Annotated in this window: 22 protein-coding genes; 9 read left to right on the forward strand and 13 right to left on the reverse strand. The window is 58.9% G+C overall.

All coding sequences use genetic code 11. The features are described from left to right. Positions 1–52: 52 nt before the first annotated feature. Together O8W32_00680 and O8W32_00685 are read right to left on the reverse strand one after the other, a co-directional pair. A complete protein-coding gene (locus tag O8W32_00680; protein ID WII09360.1) occupies positions 53–1,336 on the reverse strand; it encodes a hypothetical protein in 1,284 nt (427 codons plus the stop codon). Next, positions 1,333–3,483, reverse strand: a complete 2,151-nt coding sequence (locus O8W32_00685; GenBank protein WII09361.1) for an AAA family ATPase — start codon at positions 3,481–3,483, stop codon at positions 1,333–1,335. Before O8W32_00685 ends, O8W32_00680 begins: the two co-directional genes overlap by 4 nt. Positions 3,484–3,538: 55 nt before the next feature. On the opposite strand from O8W32_00685, the gene O8W32_00690 reads away from it, so the two are divergent. Continuing rightward, entirely contained in the window at positions 3,539–4,678 is a 1,140-nt protein-coding gene (locus O8W32_00690; GenBank protein WII09362.1) for an alpha/beta fold hydrolase, read from the forward strand. Positions 4,679–4,819: 141 nt separating this feature from the next. Here the strand turns inward: O8W32_00690 and O8W32_00695 are convergent, their stop codons facing one another. The 3 genes from O8W32_00695 to O8W32_00705 all read right to left on the reverse strand — a co-directional run bounded on the left by O8W32_00695 (position 4,820) and on the right by O8W32_00705 (position 6,828). Beyond that, positions 4,820–5,383: a GNAT family N-acetyltransferase gene (locus tag O8W32_00695; GenBank protein ID WII09363.1), complete on the reverse strand. Its 564-nt coding sequence runs from the start codon at positions 5,381–5,383 to the stop codon at positions 4,820–4,822. Continuing rightward, complete coding sequence (locus O8W32_00700; GenBank protein WII09364.1) at positions 5,384–6,403, reverse strand: hypothetical protein; 1,020 nt, start codon at positions 6,401–6,403, stop codon at positions 5,384–5,386. A gap of 83 nt (positions 6,404–6,486) precedes the next feature. Then, the gene (locus O8W32_00705; protein WII09365.1) at positions 6,487–6,828 is read right to left on the reverse strand and encodes a hypothetical protein; all 342 of its coding nucleotides are present in this window, start codon (positions 6,826–6,828) and stop codon (positions 6,487–6,489) included. A gap of 517 nt (positions 6,829–7,345) precedes the next feature. Between O8W32_00705 and O8W32_00710 the strand changes: the two genes are divergently transcribed. Further along, positions 7,346–8,314, forward strand: a complete 969-nt coding sequence (locus O8W32_00710) for an NAD(P)/FAD-dependent oxidoreductase (protein WII09366.1) — start codon at positions 7,346–7,348, stop codon at positions 8,312–8,314. An 838-nt stretch (positions 8,315–9,152) separates the two neighbouring features. On the opposite strand, the gene O8W32_00715 is transcribed toward O8W32_00710, so the two are convergent. Both O8W32_00715 and O8W32_00720 read right to left on the reverse strand, forming a co-directional pair. Then, positions 9,153–9,311 (reverse strand): hypothetical protein, encoded by a 159-nt coding sequence (locus O8W32_00715; GenBank protein WII09367.1) that lies wholly within the window; start codon positions 9,309–9,311, stop codon positions 9,153–9,155. A 41-nt stretch (positions 9,312–9,352) separates the two neighbouring features. Continuing rightward, positions 9,353–10,234, reverse strand: coding sequence for a serine protease (locus O8W32_00720; protein ID WII09368.1), 882 nt, complete (start codon positions 10,232–10,234; stop codon positions 9,353–9,355). A 97-nt stretch (positions 10,235–10,331) separates the two neighbouring features. On the opposite strand from O8W32_00720, the gene O8W32_00725 reads away from it, so the two are divergent. Then, the gene (locus O8W32_00725; protein WII09369.1) at positions 10,332–10,535 is read left to right on the forward strand and encodes a hypothetical protein; all 204 of its coding nucleotides are present in this window, start codon (positions 10,332–10,334) and stop codon (positions 10,533–10,535) included. A gap of 103 nt (positions 10,536–10,638) precedes the next feature. Here the strand turns inward: O8W32_00725 and O8W32_00730 are convergent, their stop codons facing one another. The 4 genes from O8W32_00730 to O8W32_00745 form a co-directional block, all read right to left on the reverse strand. Further along, a complete protein-coding gene (locus tag O8W32_00730) occupies positions 10,639–11,148 on the reverse strand; it encodes a hypothetical protein (protein ID WII09370.1) in 510 nt (169 codons plus the stop codon). A gap of 82 nt (positions 11,149–11,230) precedes the next feature. Next, positions 11,231–11,860 (reverse strand): tetratricopeptide repeat protein, encoded by a 630-nt coding sequence (locus tag O8W32_00735; GenBank protein ID WII09371.1) that lies wholly within the window; start codon positions 11,858–11,860, stop codon positions 11,231–11,233. A 24-nt stretch (positions 11,861–11,884) separates the two neighbouring features. Next, positions 11,885–12,805 carry a tetratricopeptide repeat protein gene (locus tag O8W32_00740; protein ID WII09372.1) on the reverse strand — a complete coding sequence of 307 codons (921 nt, stop codon included), beginning with the start codon at positions 12,803–12,805 and terminating at the stop codon, positions 11,885–11,887. After that, on the reverse strand, positions 12,802–13,581 hold the full coding sequence (locus O8W32_00745; GenBank protein ID WII09373.1) for a hypothetical protein: 780 nt from the start codon (positions 13,579–13,581) through the stop codon (positions 12,802–12,804). The genes O8W32_00740 and O8W32_00745 overlap by 4 nt, the downstream gene beginning before the upstream one ends. Before the next feature lie 179 nt (positions 13,582–13,760). On the opposite strand from O8W32_00745, the gene O8W32_00750 reads away from it, so the two are divergent. From O8W32_00750 to O8W32_00775, 6 genes are all read left to right on the forward strand, one after another. Then, positions 13,761–14,900, forward strand: a complete 1,140-nt coding sequence (locus O8W32_00750; GenBank protein WII09374.1) for an aldo/keto reductase — start codon at positions 13,761–13,763, stop codon at positions 14,898–14,900. A gap of 543 nt (positions 14,901–15,443) precedes the next feature. After that, positions 15,444–16,064, forward strand: a complete 621-nt coding sequence (locus O8W32_00755; GenBank protein ID WII09375.1) for a hypothetical protein — start codon at positions 15,444–15,446, stop codon at positions 16,062–16,064. Between the two features lie 258 nt (positions 16,065–16,322). Further along, positions 16,323–17,351, forward strand: coding sequence for a transposase (locus tag O8W32_00760; GenBank protein ID WII09376.1), 1,029 nt, complete (start codon positions 16,323–16,325; stop codon positions 17,349–17,351). 96 nt (positions 17,352–17,447) lie between these two features. Beyond that, positions 17,448–17,639, forward strand: a complete 192-nt coding sequence (locus tag O8W32_00765) for a hypothetical protein (protein WII09377.1) — start codon at positions 17,448–17,450, stop codon at positions 17,637–17,639. A 157-nt stretch (positions 17,640–17,796) separates the two neighbouring features. Next, positions 17,797–18,129, forward strand: a complete 333-nt coding sequence (locus tag O8W32_00770) for a hypothetical protein (GenBank protein WII09378.1) — start codon at positions 17,797–17,799, stop codon at positions 18,127–18,129. Between the two features lie 11 nt (positions 18,130–18,140). Further along, on the forward strand, positions 18,141–18,566 hold the full coding sequence (locus tag O8W32_00775; protein ID WII09379.1) for a hypothetical protein: 426 nt from the start codon (positions 18,141–18,143) through the stop codon (positions 18,564–18,566). 369 nt (positions 18,567–18,935) lie between these two features. Here the strand turns inward: O8W32_00775 and O8W32_00780 are convergent, their stop codons facing one another. Then, positions 18,936–20,006, reverse strand: a complete 1,071-nt coding sequence (locus tag O8W32_00780) for a methyltransferase domain-containing protein (protein WII09380.1) — start codon at positions 20,004–20,006, stop codon at positions 18,936–18,938. Between the two features lie 36 nt (positions 20,007–20,042). Continuing rightward, a complete protein-coding gene (locus O8W32_00785; protein WII09381.1) occupies positions 20,043–20,357 on the reverse strand; it encodes a metalloregulator ArsR/SmtB family transcription factor in 315 nt (104 codons plus the stop codon). Positions 20,358–20,381: the final 24 nt, after the last annotated feature.

Genomic DNA, 20,381 nt, shown 5'->3' on the forward strand with positions numbered 1-20,381 from the left:
CGCATCGGAAGCGGACCGTCTCACCCCGCTCAACTTCAGGCTGGTCCGAATCTCATCTGAAATGCTGGTTATCGGCGATCCCGTTGAGCACGATGTCCAGCAGCCTGAGGGTCCCGGCAGGTCCGACGATGGGCTCCGGACGGGTGCGGATGAAATCCCCTCCGGGCGCCTCGATGACCGCCTGGGACAGTGCCGTTCCCCTGTTCACAGCGGAGACGCAGAGCCCCTCGCTGGCGAGGATGATGTCGCTCTGGGTATGCTCCGGATCGTCTGAAACCGGTATGCCGAGCGCCCTGAAGCGCTCCTCCGCTCTCTCCTTCCATTCCTTCCCGCCGGGGGACCTCAGCGCCACCGGGACCATCCCGAGGTAATCGTAGAGGAACATCGAGACGGCATACAGCATGGAGCCGTCCGCGTACACGGAGAATGTCCTGCCTTTCGGCAGTATATGGGCCGCTTCCATCTTCAGCAGCGCCCTCGCCGCGGCCTTCCTGGCGCCGGCGATGATTGCCAATGCCGGCGACGGGCCCTTCCCGAGCGCGGAGCATACGCCCTTGACCCATGCTTCGGCCGCCGAGAACCCTATAGGAGCGCCTTCCTGGGACTCGAAGAACGGTATCCCGTACTCCTTCTCATAGAGCTCCGCTATCCTCCTGCCGTATTCAGGGAAGATGAGGACGTTCAGTTCCGCACCGGCAGAGCCCCTGACGTCCTCCATGGACCATCCGGCCCCGACGGTGCACCTGACCTCTATCCCGCACGCCTTCAGGAGGGAGGACAGTTCCGCTATGTCGTCTTCCCAATGCAGATGGCCGATGGTGATCCCCATGAGGTTCACTCCGTGCCTCTCCTCCTGCTTCGCGGGCGCCGCCTCGCGCACGATCGCCCCGACGGCGTCCTGGAAGCCGTCGGCGAAGGTCCCGGAGTACCGGGCCTTCTCCGCCCTCACCGTGGGTATCTTCCCGCCGATGCTGCCGAGGTCCTCGCCGATGAGCGATGCGCCCGGCGAGTTCACCACGCAGATCAGGGACGGCCCCATCTTCTCAGCGCGGGCATACAGGTCCTTCAGCCTGCCCGAAGCGCCTGAGACGAACATATCGAAATCCAGATAGGTGCACGGGATGCGGGGCTGACTGAAGAAGTAGGCATCCTCCCACCTGAAGACGTTCCTAGATTCCCAGCCGGGCCCGCGGTCCGGGAACGCCGCCTCCGAGAACGCGGAGGGATAGTATTTGCACCCGGTGGGCCCGTGGACGATCGTGCAGGCGTCCCTCACGCCCTCGAACCCCATAAGCATGCCCAGGAGGCTCTCCGGCCTCTCATGTTCCAGAGTCATGCGTCGTCCCTCCATCCTTCGCGGCGGGGGGCGAGCATGCCCCTCGCCCAATCCTCGGCGAGCCATCTCCCCGCGAACGGGTCGGCGGCGGGGGCGCACGGGGTCCTCGCCTGGTACACCGACGGGTCCAGGTCCATGGCCGACGGGGCGGCCACGATGTCAGGTGCCAGGCGGGATATCTCGCTGACGGCTTCGGCGGTGCGCGATGCCGGGTATTCAGAGAATCCGGCGGGTATATCCTCCTCGGACCCGTCGCGGTAGTCCCCGCGCGTTATGATGCATCCGAAGACGATCCTCATCCCGACCGCCTCGGCCGTCTCGGTTATCCATGAGACACCGCGGCTCAGGGAGACGACGGCCAGCGTCTTCCCTTTGAGGACCTCCCTCGGACCGGCGAGCATGCTGCCGAAGCGCTTCTTCATATCGGCGATCAGGGCGTCCGCCTCCTTCTCCCTGCCGAAGAACCTCCCTGCTTCGCCGATCCACGAGGCCGCTCCCGCGATGCCGCCCGTGACATGGGCCTTCAGGGCCGGCACCCCATACTCCGTCTCCATGAAAGCGCACAGGGCCCGGCTGAAGCCGTCGGGGTTGAGCATGAGGCAGGCGGAGGCCCTTCCGGCGTTCCTCAGCTCATCTACGGAGGACATCCCCGGCAGGATGCAGTTCACGGAGATGCCAAGGCGCGACAGGCATTCCTTCACCTGCAGGATCTCGGACATGGCCGAGCTCGACATGGTCTTGGAGCCTACGAGGTCCACCGTCATCGGCATCTTCCCGCCTTTGGCGGCGAGGCGCTTCACCAGCCCGATGCCGGCATCCACGACGCCCTGCATGAAGTCCCCGGCGGCGTTGCCGTCCTCGATCAGGGGGATCACCATCGTCCCGGGATGGGCGGCCTCCTCCTCCGAGCATATCTGGGACACCGGGTCGCCGATGATCCCTGGCGGGCAGGCGGTGATCACCGCTATGCACTTACTGCCGGCCGCAATCTTGCCCTCGATGGCCTTTTTCAGGGCCTCCGAGCCTCCGAAGATCATCGTCCGCTCGTCCATCAGCGTGCAGACGGCGTCTGGGTCCTCGAAGCTGCGGACTGATGCGAACCCGCACCTGCCGGACCTGCGGACGCATGAGGAATCGAGCTGTACCGTGAAATGGGCGCAGGACGCCGGCGCGTGGAGGACGGTCGACAATCCTTCGATCGACGTGCAGACGGAGGCCGCGCCGGAGAACGCGCATCCGCAGAGCATCCCGCCGTAGACCGCAGGCCGGGACGAGAAGGGGGCGCGCACCGGCGTATCCTTTCCGATGTCTCTCCCTATCTGCGTCGCAGGGGCCGCCCTGACGGGCACTCTGCCGAGGATGAGCTTCTCCAGCTCGCCGTCCTCAAGGAACCTCGCCGGACGGCGCTCGGCATGCATGACCCGGTCGGCCAGTTTCCTGAAGTCCTCCGCAGTGCGCGACTCCGGGAATGCCTGGACCACGGTCTGCCCCAGTTTCTCGGCCTCCATGAAGATGTCGGACCGGCCGATCCTCGCGATGACCGGTATGCCGACGGCCGCCGAGAACGCATCGACGCGCCCGTCCTCCGACGGGTCCCCGCGGCTGTTGAAGATCAATCCGCCGATCCTGTCGCCGCCGTAGTTGGCCGCGCCCTTCAGGATGTTGTTGGCCGCGTAGATGGACATGAACTCCCCGGAGGTCACGATGAATATCGTGTCGGCGTACTTCGTCCTCATGGGCACGGCGAAACCGCCGCAGACGACGTCCCCGAGGACATCGTACAGCGTCACATCGGCGTTCAGCCTGTCCGCCCCCATGGATTCCAGGAGGTCGAACGCGGAGATTATCCCCCTCCCGGCGCATCCGACGCCGGGCTCCGGGCCCCCGGCCTCGACGCAGAGGCATCCGCGGTACCCCTCCGCGACGACATCGCTCAGTTTCCCTGACTTCAGGCCGCCGCTCTTCACATAGTCGAGGACGGTCTCCTGTATGTTCCCTCCGAGGAGGGAACGGGTGGAATCGTGCTTGGGGTCGCATCCGATCTGCAGCACCCTGATGCCTGCCTCCGAAAGGGCGGCGGTGAGGTTCGATGAGACAGTCGATTTGCCGATCCCGCCCTTTCCGTATACGGCGATCCTGCGGGACATATAATCCAACAATCTCCTGCGCGCGGTTATATCTTTGCAGGCGTTCCAGTTCAGCATGCAGTCCAAGGAAGGATTCACCGTACGCAGCGAGCTCGGCATATTCCGCGGCAGGCTCTCAGCGAAGGGGCGTTTCTCGGCCGAGGCGAACGGTTTCAGGCTCAGGATGAAGGAGGAGGACGGCATCGTGAAAGCTAAGCTCACCTCCGATCCGGACCGCTGGGCGGCGGCCGAGACCAAGCAGAGGTTCCGCGCAGCGTCCGCCGAGGAGGCCGTTCCCATGGTCGAGGCATGGCTCGACAGCATCTCGGAGCTGGTGGTCTCGTCGTATGCGGATGACGCGGAGTTCCTGGAGACCTCTCACGGGCGGATCGCGTTCTACCGCTACAACACCCATCTCGGCACCGAGCCTGCGATATTCGTCCACGGGGGCCCGGGAGGCGAGAGCAATCCCGCCAATGCGAGAAGGATGAAGCTCGACCATCCGGTATACGCCTATGACCAGCTCGGATGCGGCCGTTCGGACCCCATCCCGGACATAGATAGCTGGACGGCGGCCGATTATGCGGCGGAGCTCGACGAGTTCATAAGATCGATCGGGGCCCCCAAGGTCATACTCATCGGGGCATCGTGGGGCGCGGGGCTGATAATGTCGTACATCGCCGGGTACGGCACCGGCAGGGTCGCCGCCCTGGTCCTCCCGTCGCCGTTCCTCAATGCCCGCACGTGGGAGGCCGACCAATGGGCGAACATGCATGAGCTCGACCCCCGGCTCGAGAAGAAAATGAGGAAATTGATATCCGTTAAGAATTACGGGGACGAATTCCGGGCAGGGATGGCCGTTTACGACGCGAAATACCTCTTCTCCAGGAAGGCGTTCGCCGAATACGCGCAGACGGCCGCCTCCGAGCCTGCACCGCCTGTCGCGATGAAGCTCCTCGGCCCCAGCGACCTCGTCTGCGAGGGAACGCTCAGGGACTTCGATACCGAACCCGCCCTTGCTGAGATCGACGTGTCGACGCTGTTCATTTGCGGCGACAGCGATGAGGTGCGCGTATCCACCTTGGAGAAATACAGGAAGGCTGTGAAAGGGGCCAGGATGGCCGTGGTGCCCTGCGCCGGGCATGTGACGTCCCTGGAGCAGTGGGACGCCTATTCGGAATCCATCAGGGCGTTCCTGAGGGAGTACGGGCTTTGATGATCCGCAGGGAGGACCTCTGGGTCGGGCTGCTGTCCGAGATCGGCATCTGCCTGCTGAAGGTGTCGGTCCTTCCGGATACCCCGGAGTACTTCTGCCTCTGGGCGGTGTTCTCGGTGTTCTGCCTGGGGCTGGCCGCCGTCAGCTGGAACCGTTTCTGGAGGAAGCGCCGCCGAGGCCGCCGCGGGCCGCCTTCCGTGCCTTCTCGGTTTCGTCAAAGAATTTTTTCATTCTGTCATCTGGAATGAGCCCTCCGCGATACATCATATCGAAGGGTATGCCGCGCCACGGGACGGGCCTGCGGTCGTCGACGAAACCATTGCGCTCATAGAATCTGATCCTCCTCGAGCGGATGTCCTCCGTGTCGGAACGGTCCGGGGGAGTCTCCGCGCTCAGGGCCATGATGCGCCCCGGATACATCTCCGCCAGAGTACCGATGATGCGGGACCCGCACCCTCTGCCCCTGAGGGCAGGCTCGACGGCCAGATAATAGATGTAAAGGATTCCTTCCTGCCAGAGCAGGTAGGTGAAGCCAACGAACTCCCCGTCTTCCAGGGCGGCGAAGAGCCCTCCGCAGCCTGCCTTCTCGGCCAGGAGCATGTCGTCGTAGGACGTCCTCTCAGGTTCAGGGAACGCTTCGGCATTGAGGGCCTCGATCCTCTCCCTGTAAGGCGAATCGGCGCCTGCCGGGACGATCTCGGTCATTCAGATCGCCTTCCGGCGGCGCCTCAGGCGGCGGAGGCACCTTTCCGCATCATCCTTCCCCGCTTCCTTATCGGACACTATCTGATATTCCCTGCCGAGGAGGCTGTACCTCTCCATCCTGTCCTCGAACCCGAGCGCCGACAGGCGCTTCAGGAGCCTGTACCTCATGCTCTGGAGCCTCTCATCGACCCCCGGGGCCTCGGGAAGGAGGATCACGGTCTCATCCGGGTGCTCCGAGCGCAGGAGCCTCAGGGACTCTGAGAAGACCCCGCGGCCGCGGAAACGCTCTTCCACGGCCATGTAGGGGACGAGGAGGAACCCGTCGGCCGATACCGAGGCGCAGTAGCCTGCAGGCTCTCCCGATACCTCTATGAGCATGACGGTCCCGTTCGAAAGGAACGCCTCGAAGGGGATCTTCCTCATCCCGCCGTACGATGCGGAGTACATCTTCTCCGCGGCATCGGCGGCGGAGGTGCCAGGGGAGACCGCCGACAGCGTCACGCCGGTGCCGCCGGCGTTCTTCTGTGCGGCCTCATAATCGGAAACGGTGCTCTCCATGTCCGCCTGGGCCACCGGGGCGCCCAGCCATACGGCATCGAACAGGTATCCGTCCGACTTCAGTGTCATCCCCGGCACCGTGCAGCCGTTCCTCTCGTAGAACCTCCTCCTCCCCTCGCAGAGGGCGGCGGACGTGAATCCGGATTCCGGCTTCTCCATGACGGTGAACGTATCCTTCCCGAACCTCTTCCTGATGTCCGCGAGGGCCTCGGACCCGTAGCCCTTCCCGCGGTCCCCGGGATTGAACGCCAGGTAGACCAGGAAGGATCTTGGCCCGTCCGTGTACGTGAACGAGAAACCTTTGAACGCGCCGTCCGAAAGGTAAGTGATGAGATTCCCGCCCCTGCCGACGGTGGCGGCGAGGACTCCGAATGGGATCCTTTCCTGTTCGGGGAAGGCCGAGAGGTAGAGCTCCCTTATATTGCCGTAATCCTCGGACAGCGAGACTCTGGAGAAGAACATCAATGGCCCATGCTGGCCTCGGAATTAAATGTATCCCGTCCCGGGTCCGGGACGGGAAAAGGGGCCGGGGCCCCCAAGATGTTTCAGTCCTTCCTGGCGAACGGGCCGATGTGCAGGAAGTACAGCGCTATGAACAGCACTGCGATCGCTGCAGCGATGCCTATCCCGACGAAGAGCAGGGTGCTGCTCCCGCTGTCATCCGACGGTTCGGAATGCATGACGGCGTAGTCGGAGAAGTGGTCGGTGGCGAAGGTGACGTACCCGTCGCTCCACGTTCCGCTCATGCTCTCCAGCTTGTTCGTTTCGGGGTTCACGAAAGCGACATAGATCCTGCCGGCATCCTCTCCATCTCTCAGCGCATACGGCAGAGTGACGCTCACCGTGCCGGCGAAATTCTTGTTATCGCCGAAGGCGATCGAGAACACAGGCCGGTCTGCGATAATGCATGAAAAATGAATCCGATCCTGAAGGGAACGTATAGAAAGATTGCCCCCGCCCGAGATTGGAATCGGGCGGGGACGGACGGAGGTAAGCTCCCCGGACGGTCTGTCAGCGCCCGGGGATCGAACCGCAGGCGAATCGCGAACCCGCGGCTCAGGAAGACAGGAAGCAGTCAGGTCCCGTAGTCACACGCTTAGCCCCTGCACAGGCATCTGCTTGTCCGGGCAACTTCCTATCTTCATCTTAAGGGATACCTTAATTTATATTTATAATTAAGGATGCCTAAACGTAATCGAACGATCTTGCGCAGCTCTTATGAACGCTTCTTACTGAACTATATGATTAATAATAATGATATTTAAGATATCTGCTTTACTAATATCAATACCGCATAAGTTACGGTCAAATTAAAAATACACTCACCATGTTTATACCGGTGTGACTGATGCCATCGTGATCGGTTCGGGTCCGGCAGGAGCCTCCTGTGCCCGCTTTCTCCGGATGAGGGGTATCGACGTGACGCTCATTGAGCGGATGACGTCGAATTTCAATACCTATCACCGTATCTGCGGTTCCGCCGTCAGCCGCAAGGGCGTCAGGCACCTCAGACTTAAGGATAATGAGATCCAGAACCGCATCGGGCTGCTGCGCCTGAGATGGCCCGGAGGCATCACCACAGACATCAGGGTGCGCGGATACATCATCGACAGGCCCGTGCTGATCGCGAGGCTGAGAGAGGAAGTATCCGATTCGGGCGGCGAGATCGTCACGGGCAGCGTGACTGAGGTATCCCAGGACGAGAACGGATGCACCGCCGTGCTTTCCGACGGCAGGGAGTTCCATGCGGATTATCTGATAGGTGCCGACGGCGCCTTCTCTGTTGTCAGGAAGAAGATCTTCGGGACAGAGCCGGGGAGCATCATCAAGGTGGCGGAGTCTTACATCGATTCTCCGCCGGACGGAAACCTGATCTTCAAGATCGGGGAGAAGTACCGCGGCCTCTACTCATGGTCGTTCCCCTGCGGCAGCGGCAGGACCGTCGGCACATCGGCCGATCTCAAATCGGAGGTCGCCGGCAGTCCGTTATGCCGCTGCACCCCTACAGGCGCAGTGGATGAGCTCATCAACGGAAGGGCGATACTCATCGGCGATGCAGGAGGGCTTGCCAATCATGTTTCCTACGGAGGCCTCCGCACAGCGTTCGAATCGGCGTTCGAGGCTGCCTCGGCCATCGACAAGGGAGACCTCAATCAATACCAGAACTGGTGGAGCAACAGCGTGAAGTCAAGCATGGGATTCGGGGACCTGCATGACCTGGTCGTTTCCATGACGGATTACGATTACTCCGAGTTCTCGAGCAGGATGAACCATCGGAGCCTGTACCTCAACGGCCTCGACTCGGTGATCCATAATCCGAAGTACTTCAGGTACTACATAGGATGCCTGCAGGCGCTGCGCTTCGGATGGTGAGCGTCTCTTCGAAACCCGCCTGAACGATTCTTCGTAATGTAAGACGGTTCCGGGCTGAGAGCGAAAAATGTCCTTCAGAAACGGCCCTAGAATCGAAGAAAAGGCTTTTGCCCTTGTCCGCGTACGTTATTCAGATTTCAATCGATTCTGATGCCGTTTTCGAATGAAAAAATCTCTCCGGCCTTGTTTTTTCGTTGACTCTCCGGTGCACAGTGTCCAGCAGGATGTTTTATCAACGGCAAGAAGAAATTTGCCCTGTATTCTTCTGTTCTTCCCTTGATTCTGCGGTCCTTATTCATAATGCAAAATAATATTGCAAGTTAAGCAATATGGTTTACAATTTGTTGCACGTCACGCAAACGTTTGTTTTCAAAAGAATGCGCCTCATTTTGGTGTTTTTGCTGTACAGCGGAAGGGATCTATCTGAAAATCATCGGGAAAAATCCTCGAAAAAAAATTTTCAACACGAAAAATGCCTGTTTTCAATGCGAAATCATATCGATATTCGGGGTACCGTTGTTGTCAGAGAAACATGCAACTTTTGGAAAAAGTATGCATTTTCCTCCCGATTCTGAGCAAAAACGCCTATTTTTGTCATTTGCACGCTGTTTTTCTTAGGTTTATTAGATATACGAGATAAGTAAAGCATATAACTAAACTGACAATAAAAATACGGACAATGAATTTTGCACTTGATTTTATCGTGAAAAATAGAAAAAATATGAATTTATAAAAATCAATGGAAAATCGAAGGTTTTGCTCTTCAGGCTCAATAAAAATCTAGTTAAGTAATTAGTAAATCATTTTGCTTTATTGAAACAAATAATAGCGAACCTATTCAGACAATGTATCTATAACGCGAAACTGAGGTGCAAATGACCTTGTCCGCGCGATCCTGCGGATGCCGCGCTTCAGCAGAAAGGATATGCTCCGGAGGCAGCGCGATGCCGGTCCGCACCGCCTCCTGAAAGCATTTTTCCAGTTCTTCGAGTACCATTAAAATAAATCAATCTAGTAAAGCAAATGACTTTATTATTATCATTCGTTGATGGTATAGTTCGATCCGTCCTTCGTGGTGCACTCAGTCCGGAAGCTGACGTGCTTATCGCGCATGATGTCCTGCAGGACCTTCCCGTGGACCCCGATGCCGACGTTCATGAACTGGTTCTCGACCACTTCCTTCCCGTTGAAATTGCTGACAGGGTGGAATCCGAGGGGCATGTGGTTGGTGCGGACCTGCATCGCATAGATCCTGCCCTCGGTATCGAATATCGGTCCTCCGGACTGTCCCTTGAGCCCGGGGGTCGAGGTCTCGACGTACATGACCTGATACCCTCCGTCCTTGGAGCTCTGCGAGGTTATGATGTTCCGGGTGTGGATCCCGTCGTTGGGGAAGAAGGCAATGGGGAGCACCCCGGGCCTGATCCTGAACGCATTGCATTTCTCGTCGAAATCGGCGGCCACGTTGGTGAACGGGAACCCGGTCCTGCAGATGCTGGTGCCGGGGAGCATCGTTTCCGGATCGCGGAAGACCGGATACTCGGACACCATGTCGGGCTTGAACCCTTCCAGCCTGCCCAGGCAGACGTCGATCTCCCTGTTCACATAGACGTCTGCGAGCCTGACGCCGTCCCATCCCCACCAGAAGGAGTGGTTAGTGAGCCATTTCGGGTCCAGTTTGACCTTTTCGGTGCCCGCAGGCGCCTTGGCGTTGATCTCCTCCACGCCCTTGATCTTGGTCTGGTCCTGGCGGAACTGCATGTAGGAATCGAAGAGGTGGCCGGCGGTCAGCACCCACCCCTCCGGATTGACCACGAAGAACGTTCCGAGAGAGGAGCTCACGGTCCCGTCCACGGAACGGGTGTTGACGATGAGCGGCCTCGTGAACCTGTATGCCTTCTGGCATGCCTTCGCGAACATGTGCACAGGATGAAGATGTGCCTATATGACGTTTCACCAAACGGAAACGCCTCATCATAACATAGAAAGAAGAAGATACGACGCCGGAAGTGCAATCATGATTGTAGAAGCAATCGCCGAGGCGATCATCTGCCTGGCGATCGCGGTCATGTTCGTCGGTATCTCGTACAGCTTCTTCTACTGCCGGGCGCATCCTGAGGAGAGCGCGCCCGTCGACGTGTCCGGATATAACAAGATCGGGTGCATCGTCATCGCAGCTTTCATCGCGTTCATCGCGCTGAGCGTGTACGGGACCGCCTGAAACCATGCGATACGGTCACCGGGCCCGGAAGTCTTCCAAACCCTTTCAGATTTTTCTGTTTTGATTAAAAAAACGGGGAGCAGGGCTCCCCAAAGTTTCGGTTTTACTCTGATGTGCCGATGGCGCTCATGATCTCGGCGTCCTGCGAGACGACCGCGCCGATGGCGGCGAGGATGTCGTCTGAGGACATCATGAGGTTCAGCGCGAGGTCGTTGGAGAGCGCGGCCTTGCCGATCTTGACGAGGCGGCTCTGCACAAGGTCCTTCGCATACTCGACCTTCAGGGACATCGCGGCCTTCTCATCCTCGAGGTCGTCGGGGCTGAGCTCAGGGAGGTAGAGGTCGTTGTAGACGCCTACCGCCTCTGCCGGGAGGGATGCGATGTCGTAGATGTTCCCGGTGTGGTCGTTCGATCCGTCCTTGAGGTCGTCGATGATCGTCTTGTAGCCGGCGACGTCGTTCTTGAGGAACTCGGCGAGCGCGAGGCATTTGCCGGCCTCCTCGCCGGTGAGCTCCGCGGCCTTGTCGTTCAGCTCGTCGATCTCCATAATCTTGCGGCCCATTACCGACCTCATCAGCCGGACCTGGTCCCTGATCTCCATATTCCCATCCATTCTCAATACCTTCGGCGGGATGCGTTCCCGCCGGAAGTGCATGGGTTTCTGATGATTTAAAGTTGATTTCCCTGAAGAAATATCAGTATTCTTTGTTCCGGGGGACGCGGGAAACGGGTTTTCCGCAGAACGGGCACTTGTCCAGGATGGTCTCGGAGCCGTCCTTGTCCTCGGTCATCAGCTGCGGTCCCTTGTAGGTATCGTCCACCCAGATCTCCTTGGCGATGACTGCGTTGTACATCTTGATGCAGCAGCATGCCTCGACATCGGCATCGGAGATCTCGAGGTTCAGGATGGGGCGGGAATCGAGCTTCGCCTTCCTCATCGCGTCGATCTTGTCCTCGATCCTGTCGGCCTCGACGGCCGCGGCCGAGAAGCCCATGCCGGCGGCGTACCCCATGAGCCTGAGTGCTTCGTAGATATCCTTCTCCACGTATGCCCCGTTCTCGTACATGAGGGCGAGATGGTACATGGCGTTCGGGTCCAGCTGGTCCGAGGCCTTCTTGAGGTATCCGTACGCCTTCTCCGCGTCCGGAGGGACGCCCTGCCCGTTCAGATATGCGACGCCGAGGTCGCGGACGGCCGGAAGAAAGCCTGCATCGGCGGCCTGTCTGAGGTATTCTATGCCTTTCTTCTGGTCCAGAGGGCGGCCCTGGCCGGTCATGTACCCCATGCCGACGGTGTAGACGTCCTCCATGTCCTGCTTCACCATGAGTGATGGATTGCAGTTCAGGACTTAATTTGTACTGTTCCCCTTCCCGAGGCTGGCCAGTATCTCCTCGGCGCCGGCCGCTCCGGCTTCCTTCGCGAGGTTCAGCCATTTGACGGCCTCCTCCCTGCTCTGCTCGGTGCCGTAGCCCGTCAGATAGTCGGTGGCGGCCTGCACCATGGCATCCGGGAACCCTCCGGCCGCGGCCTTCACGGTCCATTCGAACGATCCGGCGGGGTCCTTCCCGATGCCGTCCCCTCCTTCCGAGAGGATGATCCCCAGCCGGTAGGCCGATTCCGCATCCCCCTTCTCGGCGGCCCTGCGGTACCACGATGCGGCCTTCTTGAGATCGGCCTCGGTCCCTTCCCCGAACTCGAGGCAGACCCCGGCATGGAACATGCCGTCCTTGTTGCCCCCTTCCGCGGCTATCCTGTAGAGGCGGAACGCCTTGGCGGGGTCCGCAGGGGTCCCGAGGCCGTTCATGAACATGTAGCCGAGGCTGCAGCGGGCATCCTGGAGGCCCTGGGAGGCGGCCGCGCGGAACCAGCGCATGGCCTCTTTGTAGTCCTGCTTCACGCAGATGCCGTCGAGGAAAGCGGTCCCGTAGAACAGCTGCCCCTCCGCGATCCCCGCCTTGGCGGAATCTTCCGCGTATCTGACGGCAGTTTCCTCATCGATCCCCGTGTACACCCCGTTCATGTACTGCACCAGGAGGAGCGCTTCCGCGTCCGGGAACCCCTGGCCGGCGGACGCCTCGAGGAGCTCGAACGCCTTCCCCATGTCCTGCGGGATCTTCTCCCCGAAGAGGAACTCGGAGCCCAGCAGGTACTGGGCCTCGGGATCCCCGGACCCTGCCTCATCGTCGAGCTCGCCGAGGGTCTTGGACATCATGCCGTCGGGCGTGTCGTATGAAACAGCGGTGCTCCTGTGCTCTGCCGGGACCTTCATGTTCCGCTGTCATGCGGATTGATAATAAAGGGATGCCGTCGGACCCGGCCGTTCCTGAGTGCCCTGCCCTTGGAGGGGAGGCCCCTCATGTACAGCTCGGATTCGCGGTACATGGGGTAGAGCTTCTCCTGCCGGCGGAACTCGGCATCATGGGGACGGCGGTTGAACGGGCGGTACCTCTGGCGGAGATGGAGGCACTCGTGGTAGACCACGCGGTCCATGACATACTCCGGGACGGACAGGTCGTCCATGACCGAGGATATGGCCACCACGCGGAACATCTGGTTGCAGTAGCCGAGGCGCGTGTAGTTCGCTGCCGTCGTCCAGGTGAAATAGGTGTTGTCGAGGTCCGCCGGGAGCAGGAGGCCGCAGTCCAGCAGGCGCTGGACGGAATCGAAGATGTTCCTGTACCAGCCGACATCCCTGCGCGCCAGGTTCCTGGACCTCCTGAGGTAAAGCGGGCGCTTCTCCTGCAGGAACCGGTCTGAATTGAAATACGCAACATAGTCCGGGCCCATTGTGAGGTCGCCGGCCCCCGCGCGGTCCCCCCTCTCTGTCAGGCGCGCGTAAGCGAATATATACTGCAGAAGATCGGCGAGAGCGGCGTCCGGGGCCGAATCGCAGTAATCCGAGACCTCGATGACCGATCCGCCGTGCGACCATTTGAAGGAGAACTGCTTGAACGGACGGAACTCAGCGGACACCACTTCCGTGCCTGTTTTCGCCCCTTCGGCGGCGGCTATCTGCAGCAGGCGCTCATCGTCCGTACTTACCATGCCTTCGGCATCTGCAAATCATTTTAATAATAATTCTTGATAGTAACACGATGTCAGCAGGAACCCATCCCCATCCGGGCCCGGACAGGTCTGCAAACGCCTGTTCACGGCGTTAAGAAAATTAACGCCTATTTAAAACGGCCCAGAGGAAGAGAAGGTCCTCGGACGGAGGTTAGAGGATGATATATTCCGATTTCAAAGGGGACAGGATCTCCAAGCTCGCATTCGGCGCGATGCGCCTTCCGGTCGCGGACGGCGACGATTCGAAGCCCATTCAGGAGAAGGTCGACGCGCTCGTCGACGAGGCGATGAAAGAGGGGATAAACTACTACGATACCGCATGGGGCTACCACGGCGGCAACTCCGAGACCGTCATGGGCAAGGCGCTCTCCAAATACCCGAGGGACAGCTACTTCCTCGCCGACAAGTTCCCCGGATACGACGTGGCCAACATGGGGCACGCCAAGGAGATCTTCCAGAAGCAGCTCGAGAAGACCGGCGCGGGATACTTCGACTACTACCTCGTCCACAACGTCTGCGAGACCAACATCGAGCAGTACCTCGACCCCAAGTACGGGGACGTTGCGTTTCTGATCGAGATGAGGAAACAGGGGAAGATCAGGCATCTCGGGTTCTCCTGCCACTCCAACTTCGACAACATGAAGAGGTTCGTGGAGGCCTACGGCAAGGAGATGGAGTTCGTCCAGCTGCAGATCAACTACCTCGACTGGATGTTCCAGGAAGATAAGAAGAAGGTCGACTACGCCACCGAGCACAATCTTCCCATATGGGTCATGGAGCCCCTGCGCGGAGGCTCCCTGGCTAAGATCGATGACAAATACATGAAGGAGCTCGAGGCCGCCAAGCCCGGGGAGACCCCCGTCGGATGGTGCTTCAGGTTCCTGCAGTCCATCCCCCAGGTCGTCACCGTGCTCTCCGGCATGACCGAGATGCAGCAGATGAAGGACAAGATCGCCCTGTTCGAGAAGAACGAGCCTCTCACCGAGCATCAGCTGGCCGTCCTCCAGCATGTCGCGGACGAGATGGCCTCCGTGGGCACCGTGCCCTGCACCGCCTGCAAGTACTGCATCACCCACTGCCCCAAGCACATCATGATCCCCGAGGTCCTGAGGCTCTACAACGAGGACAAATTGACGAACGGCGGTTTCATCGCCTTCATGGGCTACGAGGCGCTTGCGGTCAAGCCCACCGAGTGCATCGCCTGCCACAGGTGCGAGAAGGTCTGTCCCCAGGGCATCAAGATCTCTGAGATCATGAAGGACTTCACCGCCAGGCATGCCAAGGGAATGTTCCACTGAACTCCCTCGGGGTCCCTGCACGGGGCCCCGAAAACCACTTATTTTCCGGAAAAACGATCAGTTTCTGCCTGTTTTGCATTAAAATCCTGATTTTCCGAGGTATCTGGTATTTACAGAGAGCGCGGATTTTCCGACCCGCTCCGTTCATGGTATGAATCGAGTACGTAAATACTCGGGCGAGGAATGCATCATTCATGTCGTTCAAGTGCGGCAAGAAGACGAAGGCCCCTAAGACCGACGCCAAGGATGCAAAGAAAGAGTGATTCCCCGTCGGAGAATCATCTCCTTCGGGACCCGAACTCACATCCGAGCCCCACAAACCCGTTTCATCCCTTTTCTCTCACATATCATTATATCCCCGGCAATGCGATTTTATCCGCATGGGAAACACTCATCTCAGGAATGGTCGGAAAAGCGTCAGACCGAATGCCTCTTCGAAAAAGAACCGGGCCCATCCGAGTATGAGTGTAAAAAAAATCGAGTGCTGAGCATTGCAGGTATCAGCCGCGCACATCCGACGGCCGTTTCGCTTCTCCTGACAAGATGAAAAGATTCAGACAGGCCCATCCGTACTTGTCTTTGATACCGGGAGCGATGAAAGATACCGCGGACGCCGTCGATAAGAAAGCGAGAGGGCAGGTGCTGGAAAGAACGGTGCAATTCCGCTGCGACAGGAAAATGAGGAAAAGGGTCACAGACGTGGTCACCGACAATTTCTCGGCTTTCGAAATCATGACCTTTGATGATAAAGGAAAACCTTCGATCAGGCCCAAAACATTCAAAGGTCAGGGAGAGAAAAAAGGCGATTATGGCCGGAAATCCCTCGATGATAAAAATGAGCTGTTCAAGGCCGAAATAGAGCTAAGGAAGAATGCCAGCGAGTACACCATCATTCATGAATTTGTTCACCATTCAAGGGTAGTGGACTGGCGTCGCAGAGGATATTCGAAGACAGCATATCCTACGGACGAAAAAGGTATATTCCACGACCATGAAGATTCTTCTTTAGACATGAATAAGGTAATGTTGGCTGAAGAGGCTGCAACGGTAGCAGAAACAGCCATGCGCTGCCGTAAAGGGCAGAAGGATTATCCATACACGTATTACGACCATTTGGAAACTCAGACGAAAAAGAGGATTGCTGCTCATCCGGGGTCCCATTGAAACCCTCTTCGCTTTTTCCTCGATCCTGCGGGGCAGATCCTTTCGCAATCATGGGCTGCGGGCATGCCGGGCACGCGTATTCCGCCTGCCGGACCTCTGTTCCGCTTGGAATAGTATTATTTCTTTTTTTCGATAGACATAAATATATAATATTTGAACGGCATGTTGTGCAAGGCGAAGAGCCAGACATCGGAAAAGAGAGGAACGCCCCCCTGTGCGTAGGAAACATGCGGGGGCGGCCACCCGGAAGCGATTCGGATGACATGCCAAGATAGCGCTGACAGCATAGTTAAGGGTATTGCGGGGCCCCGCGGGAACCGCGGGGCGAACAGAGGCAAATCGTACTCGAGGATGCCGGCGGACGGCGGCGCCTCGGGGCAGTTCGCCGAGGCGCTGACGGCGGCCATGGACGCCGCCGGGGTGCCGCAGTGTTTCTCGAAGTTCAGCAACTGCATCTACACGGACCGCCAGAAGCTGGCGGTGCTGGTCCTCATGGCCCGGCACGGCATCAGCTACGGGGCCGTCCGCAGGGACCTGGGCATGTACAGGGGCTTCACCGACGCGATCGGCCTGAAGCGCATCCCGGACGGCTCGACCCTGTGCAAGTTCCTGAAGCGGATCGGGACGGACGTCCTGGAGAGGGTGGTGATGGCCTTCGCGGCCGCCGCGGACGGCGGCGCGACGGTGGCCGTCGACAGCACCGGCCTGTCCGACTTCGACAGGTCCGCCCATTACGAGAAGCGCCTGGACGACTTCGGTGCCGGGCGCAGCAGGTCGTTCACCAAGCTGTCGCTGGCGGTCGATACCGGCACCAGGATCGTCCTGAGCGCGTCGGCCTCCGCCGACGGGCACAGGAACGACACGACGTTCATGCCGGGGCACATCTCGGACCTCGCAGGGTCCGGGCTGAAGATTGACTGGCTCATCGCGGACAGGGCCTACGACTCGTCGCTCAACCACCGGCTCGTGCGGAAGTTCCTGGGGGCCAGAGCGGCGATCCCGGTCCGCCGCGGCCAAGGGAACCGCGGGACCGCGATCCACGGGCCGTACAGGCGCATGATGGACGAGGCCCTGTCCGACCCGGACAGCGCCGAGAGCAGGGCGTACAGGCGCAGAGCGGTCATCGAATCGACGAACTTCATGATCAAGAAGGCGGCCGGCCCGTCGGTATCGGCCAGGATACCGGCCTGCAGGGAAAGGCAGGCCCTCCTCAAGGCGATCGCCTTCAACGCGCTGAGGGTCATCAGGCTGGGACGTATCGATAGGCTGCGGGGAGGGTTTCAATGAGACCCTCATCCGGAAAAAAGAGATAAAATACTGTCGGAGTTCGATGTTGATTCTACTGAAGATTTCGGCAGGGAGACGTATCGCAAGGACAGGAAAATGTTAAGAACAAGCGCTCATGCGAAATACGGTGAGCCAGTTGTTGGCATGAAAGCATTCAGAGCCGTTGAAGAAAATTTCGAAAACACGAAAATATCAAAAATTGAAACAGGCGGAGAGAGTGCGAAAAGCATTTTCGGCAGAATATTGAAATTAAGAAACCTGGGGAAGTATGACCGCGATGATGATTGAATGCGCGATTGATCTCCGCTGAAATGCAGAAGTGCAGCAAACTACAGGTGTTTCCTGCGGCCCCGATGCTATAAATCATCATGACAGTCTTGAATCGAATGCAACTGGGACCTACCTACTGAGAGAATATAATAATGAAATGAACCGAGGCTGAGAAATGGTGCTGAAATGCTCGATGGACCGTCCGGGAGCGACACTGGAACTGACGATGTGCATGCAGAACATATACGCTGCCGATCTGTACATCCTTCAGGACAGATTCGGCTTCACGTTCAAAGAGGCCTGCATGTTCCTCTCGTGGGACAGAAGGGAGAGCGACGATGAAATCGAAAGAAAATACGACATGACCCTGGAACAATACAACAGGCAGCGTCAAAGGCTCATCTACAGGCTTCCGAGAAAACGTTACGGTGTATTCGGGCCGTATAGGGCGCCCCTCGTCGATATTGAACTTGAAGACGAGCACGGCGTTCCCCCCTCCCTATTCTGAACGCGGTCATCATGAATCGTTCCAAAGACGGCAGGCAGGGAGGATCCGGACCGCGGCGCGGAGATCTCTACGATGAGAACTTCTTCAATGACCACCGCATAGGCCGGAACGGCATCACGTCGGTCAGGGAGTTCCGCTTCATCCGCTATGCCGCCCGTGTCTGGCTGCTTCAGGAGAGGGGAGGCCTCAGTTTCGCTGAAGCGCGCATATACACCCATGATGAGAGGCCGGAGACATTCAGCGAGATAGATGAGAAGTTCGGCTTCGAACCGGGGGAATCGGAGCGCAGCTATCCGGAGATCTGCGCCCAGGTCGAGGAGAAGCTGAAGACGACCGACATATTCTGCGGCTTCACGCCGGTGTACGCTGACTCAGTGGTCAAGCCCGGCAGGCTGGAGAGGGAAGCCAGGAAAAAGAAGAAGAGACAGGGGAAATGACCGTATCCGAAATTAACGCCTCTTCATTCTGCCTCTGCGGGCAAAAGGTCCGCTGTCCCTGGGCACGACGGCCTGCTTCATCAAGGAGCAGGCGGACTTCTGCGCGGCGGAGCGCATGATCGCGGGCAGGGAAGGATGTGGAAAACGCCCCAAGGACCTGAGCATGAGATCGACTGGGGACCGCCGGATGCACCAGCGATGCGGCCATAAAAGGCCGCATCCTGATCAGTTCCGGCCCTTTTCTTCATTTTCATGGTCCGTTTCCTCCATCCGGAATACCGGAACAGGACGGCTGGATCCATTTGCTGAGATCTGAGCTCGTTCTCACTTACGGTTCTGATGGAGGAAGGGAGACAGAAAGGCGGAGCTTCACCTGCAGCAACAGCATCCGGACCCGCAGGGATCCGGCACGTCATCGCTGCTGCAGTCGAAACTCCCGTAATGGACGCTCCTGTCGCCTTTAACGGCGAAGGCCGAGCTGTACCTTGAGCCGGAGATCATGGCGGCGGTGTTGCCGCAGACCTTCTTCCATATCCCCCTGCGGAAGCGGTGGTGGTCGTCGAGGTCGAATAAGTCGGGATATCCTGGGATGTTCCCCATATAGGCGGCCATCTGCCCGTAGTCCTCGCAGGCGTCCTCCAGGCCGTCCACCTTGAACGCCCTGACGGTCCTGGAAGTGAACGCGGCGTCTCCGATCGCTGCCTTAATCGCGGGGTCGTCCACGGTCACCGGCGAAGAAGCGGTGTACCTGAAGTCTGCGAAGCCCACCTTGGCCATGAGCCTGCGGAAATCACCGTCGTACATGGCGCCTCCGAGGCATTCGCCGCGGACCACCGGGTCAGCGTACACGGAATCGGGGACGCGCCTGTCGGCGAAGACATCGGAGAAGTACAGCTCCCCGCCCTTCTTCAGCACCCTGTAGATCTCGGAGAATACCTTCTCCTTGTCAGGGGACAGGTTGATCACGCAGTTCGAGATGACGACATCCACCGTGCCGTCGCCGATGCCGAGGGATTTGAGGTCCTCGATGTAGCCCTGCAGGAATCTGACGTTGGACTTCCTGTAGCCGAACCTCGCCATCTGGTCCGCCTCGTGCCTCTTCGCCACTTCGAGCTGCTCCGGGGTCATGTCCACCCCGATGACGCTGCCGGATCCGCCCACGAGCTTGGACGCGATGTAGACGTCCTTTCCGGTGCCGCATCCGAGGTCCAGAACTGTCTTTCCCTCCAGAAGCGGAGGTATGGGCGACCCGCATCCGTAGGACCTTTCGATGATCTCATCATCCACGAGGGCCAATGCTTCCTTGACCTCATCGCTCATGTTCCCGGAGCACTTGCATGCTCCGGTCTTCAGGTCGCTGCTTCTTTTCAGTTCCTTTCCGTAATATTCGCGGACGCCTTTCTTGACCGTTTCTCCGCTCGGGCGGCTGCTGTTCTCCATGCACTACACATAGATGACCAACTATATAGATGGTTATCAATCTTTTTCGGAGGACCTGCAGCATTCCCCCTCTCCGCATGTCACGGAATGCCCATCGCCGCGCAGGGAAACGAAATAATCGATGATCTCGGCCAGTTTCTCCTGGCTTAGGGTGTAGTACGACCACCTGCCGGACCTCCTGACGGTGACCAGTCCGCATTCCTGGAGGACCTTCATGTGATGGGACAGCGTGGGCTGAGTTATGCTGAGGGTCTCCAAGATCCTGCAGGCGCAGGTCTCCCCGCCCGTCAGCATCTCGAGTATCTTCAGGCGGTTCCCGTCGGAGAGCGCCTTGAACACTTCAGGGTCCATATCGCAGTCCCCGACGGGTTCTTC

The sequence above is a fragment of the Methanomassiliicoccales archaeon LGM-DZ1 genome, from assembly GCA_030168595.1.
In the GTDB taxonomy this organism is placed as follows: domain Archaea; phylum Thermoplasmatota; class Thermoplasmata; order Methanomassiliicoccales; family Methanomethylophilaceae; genus Methanomethylophilus.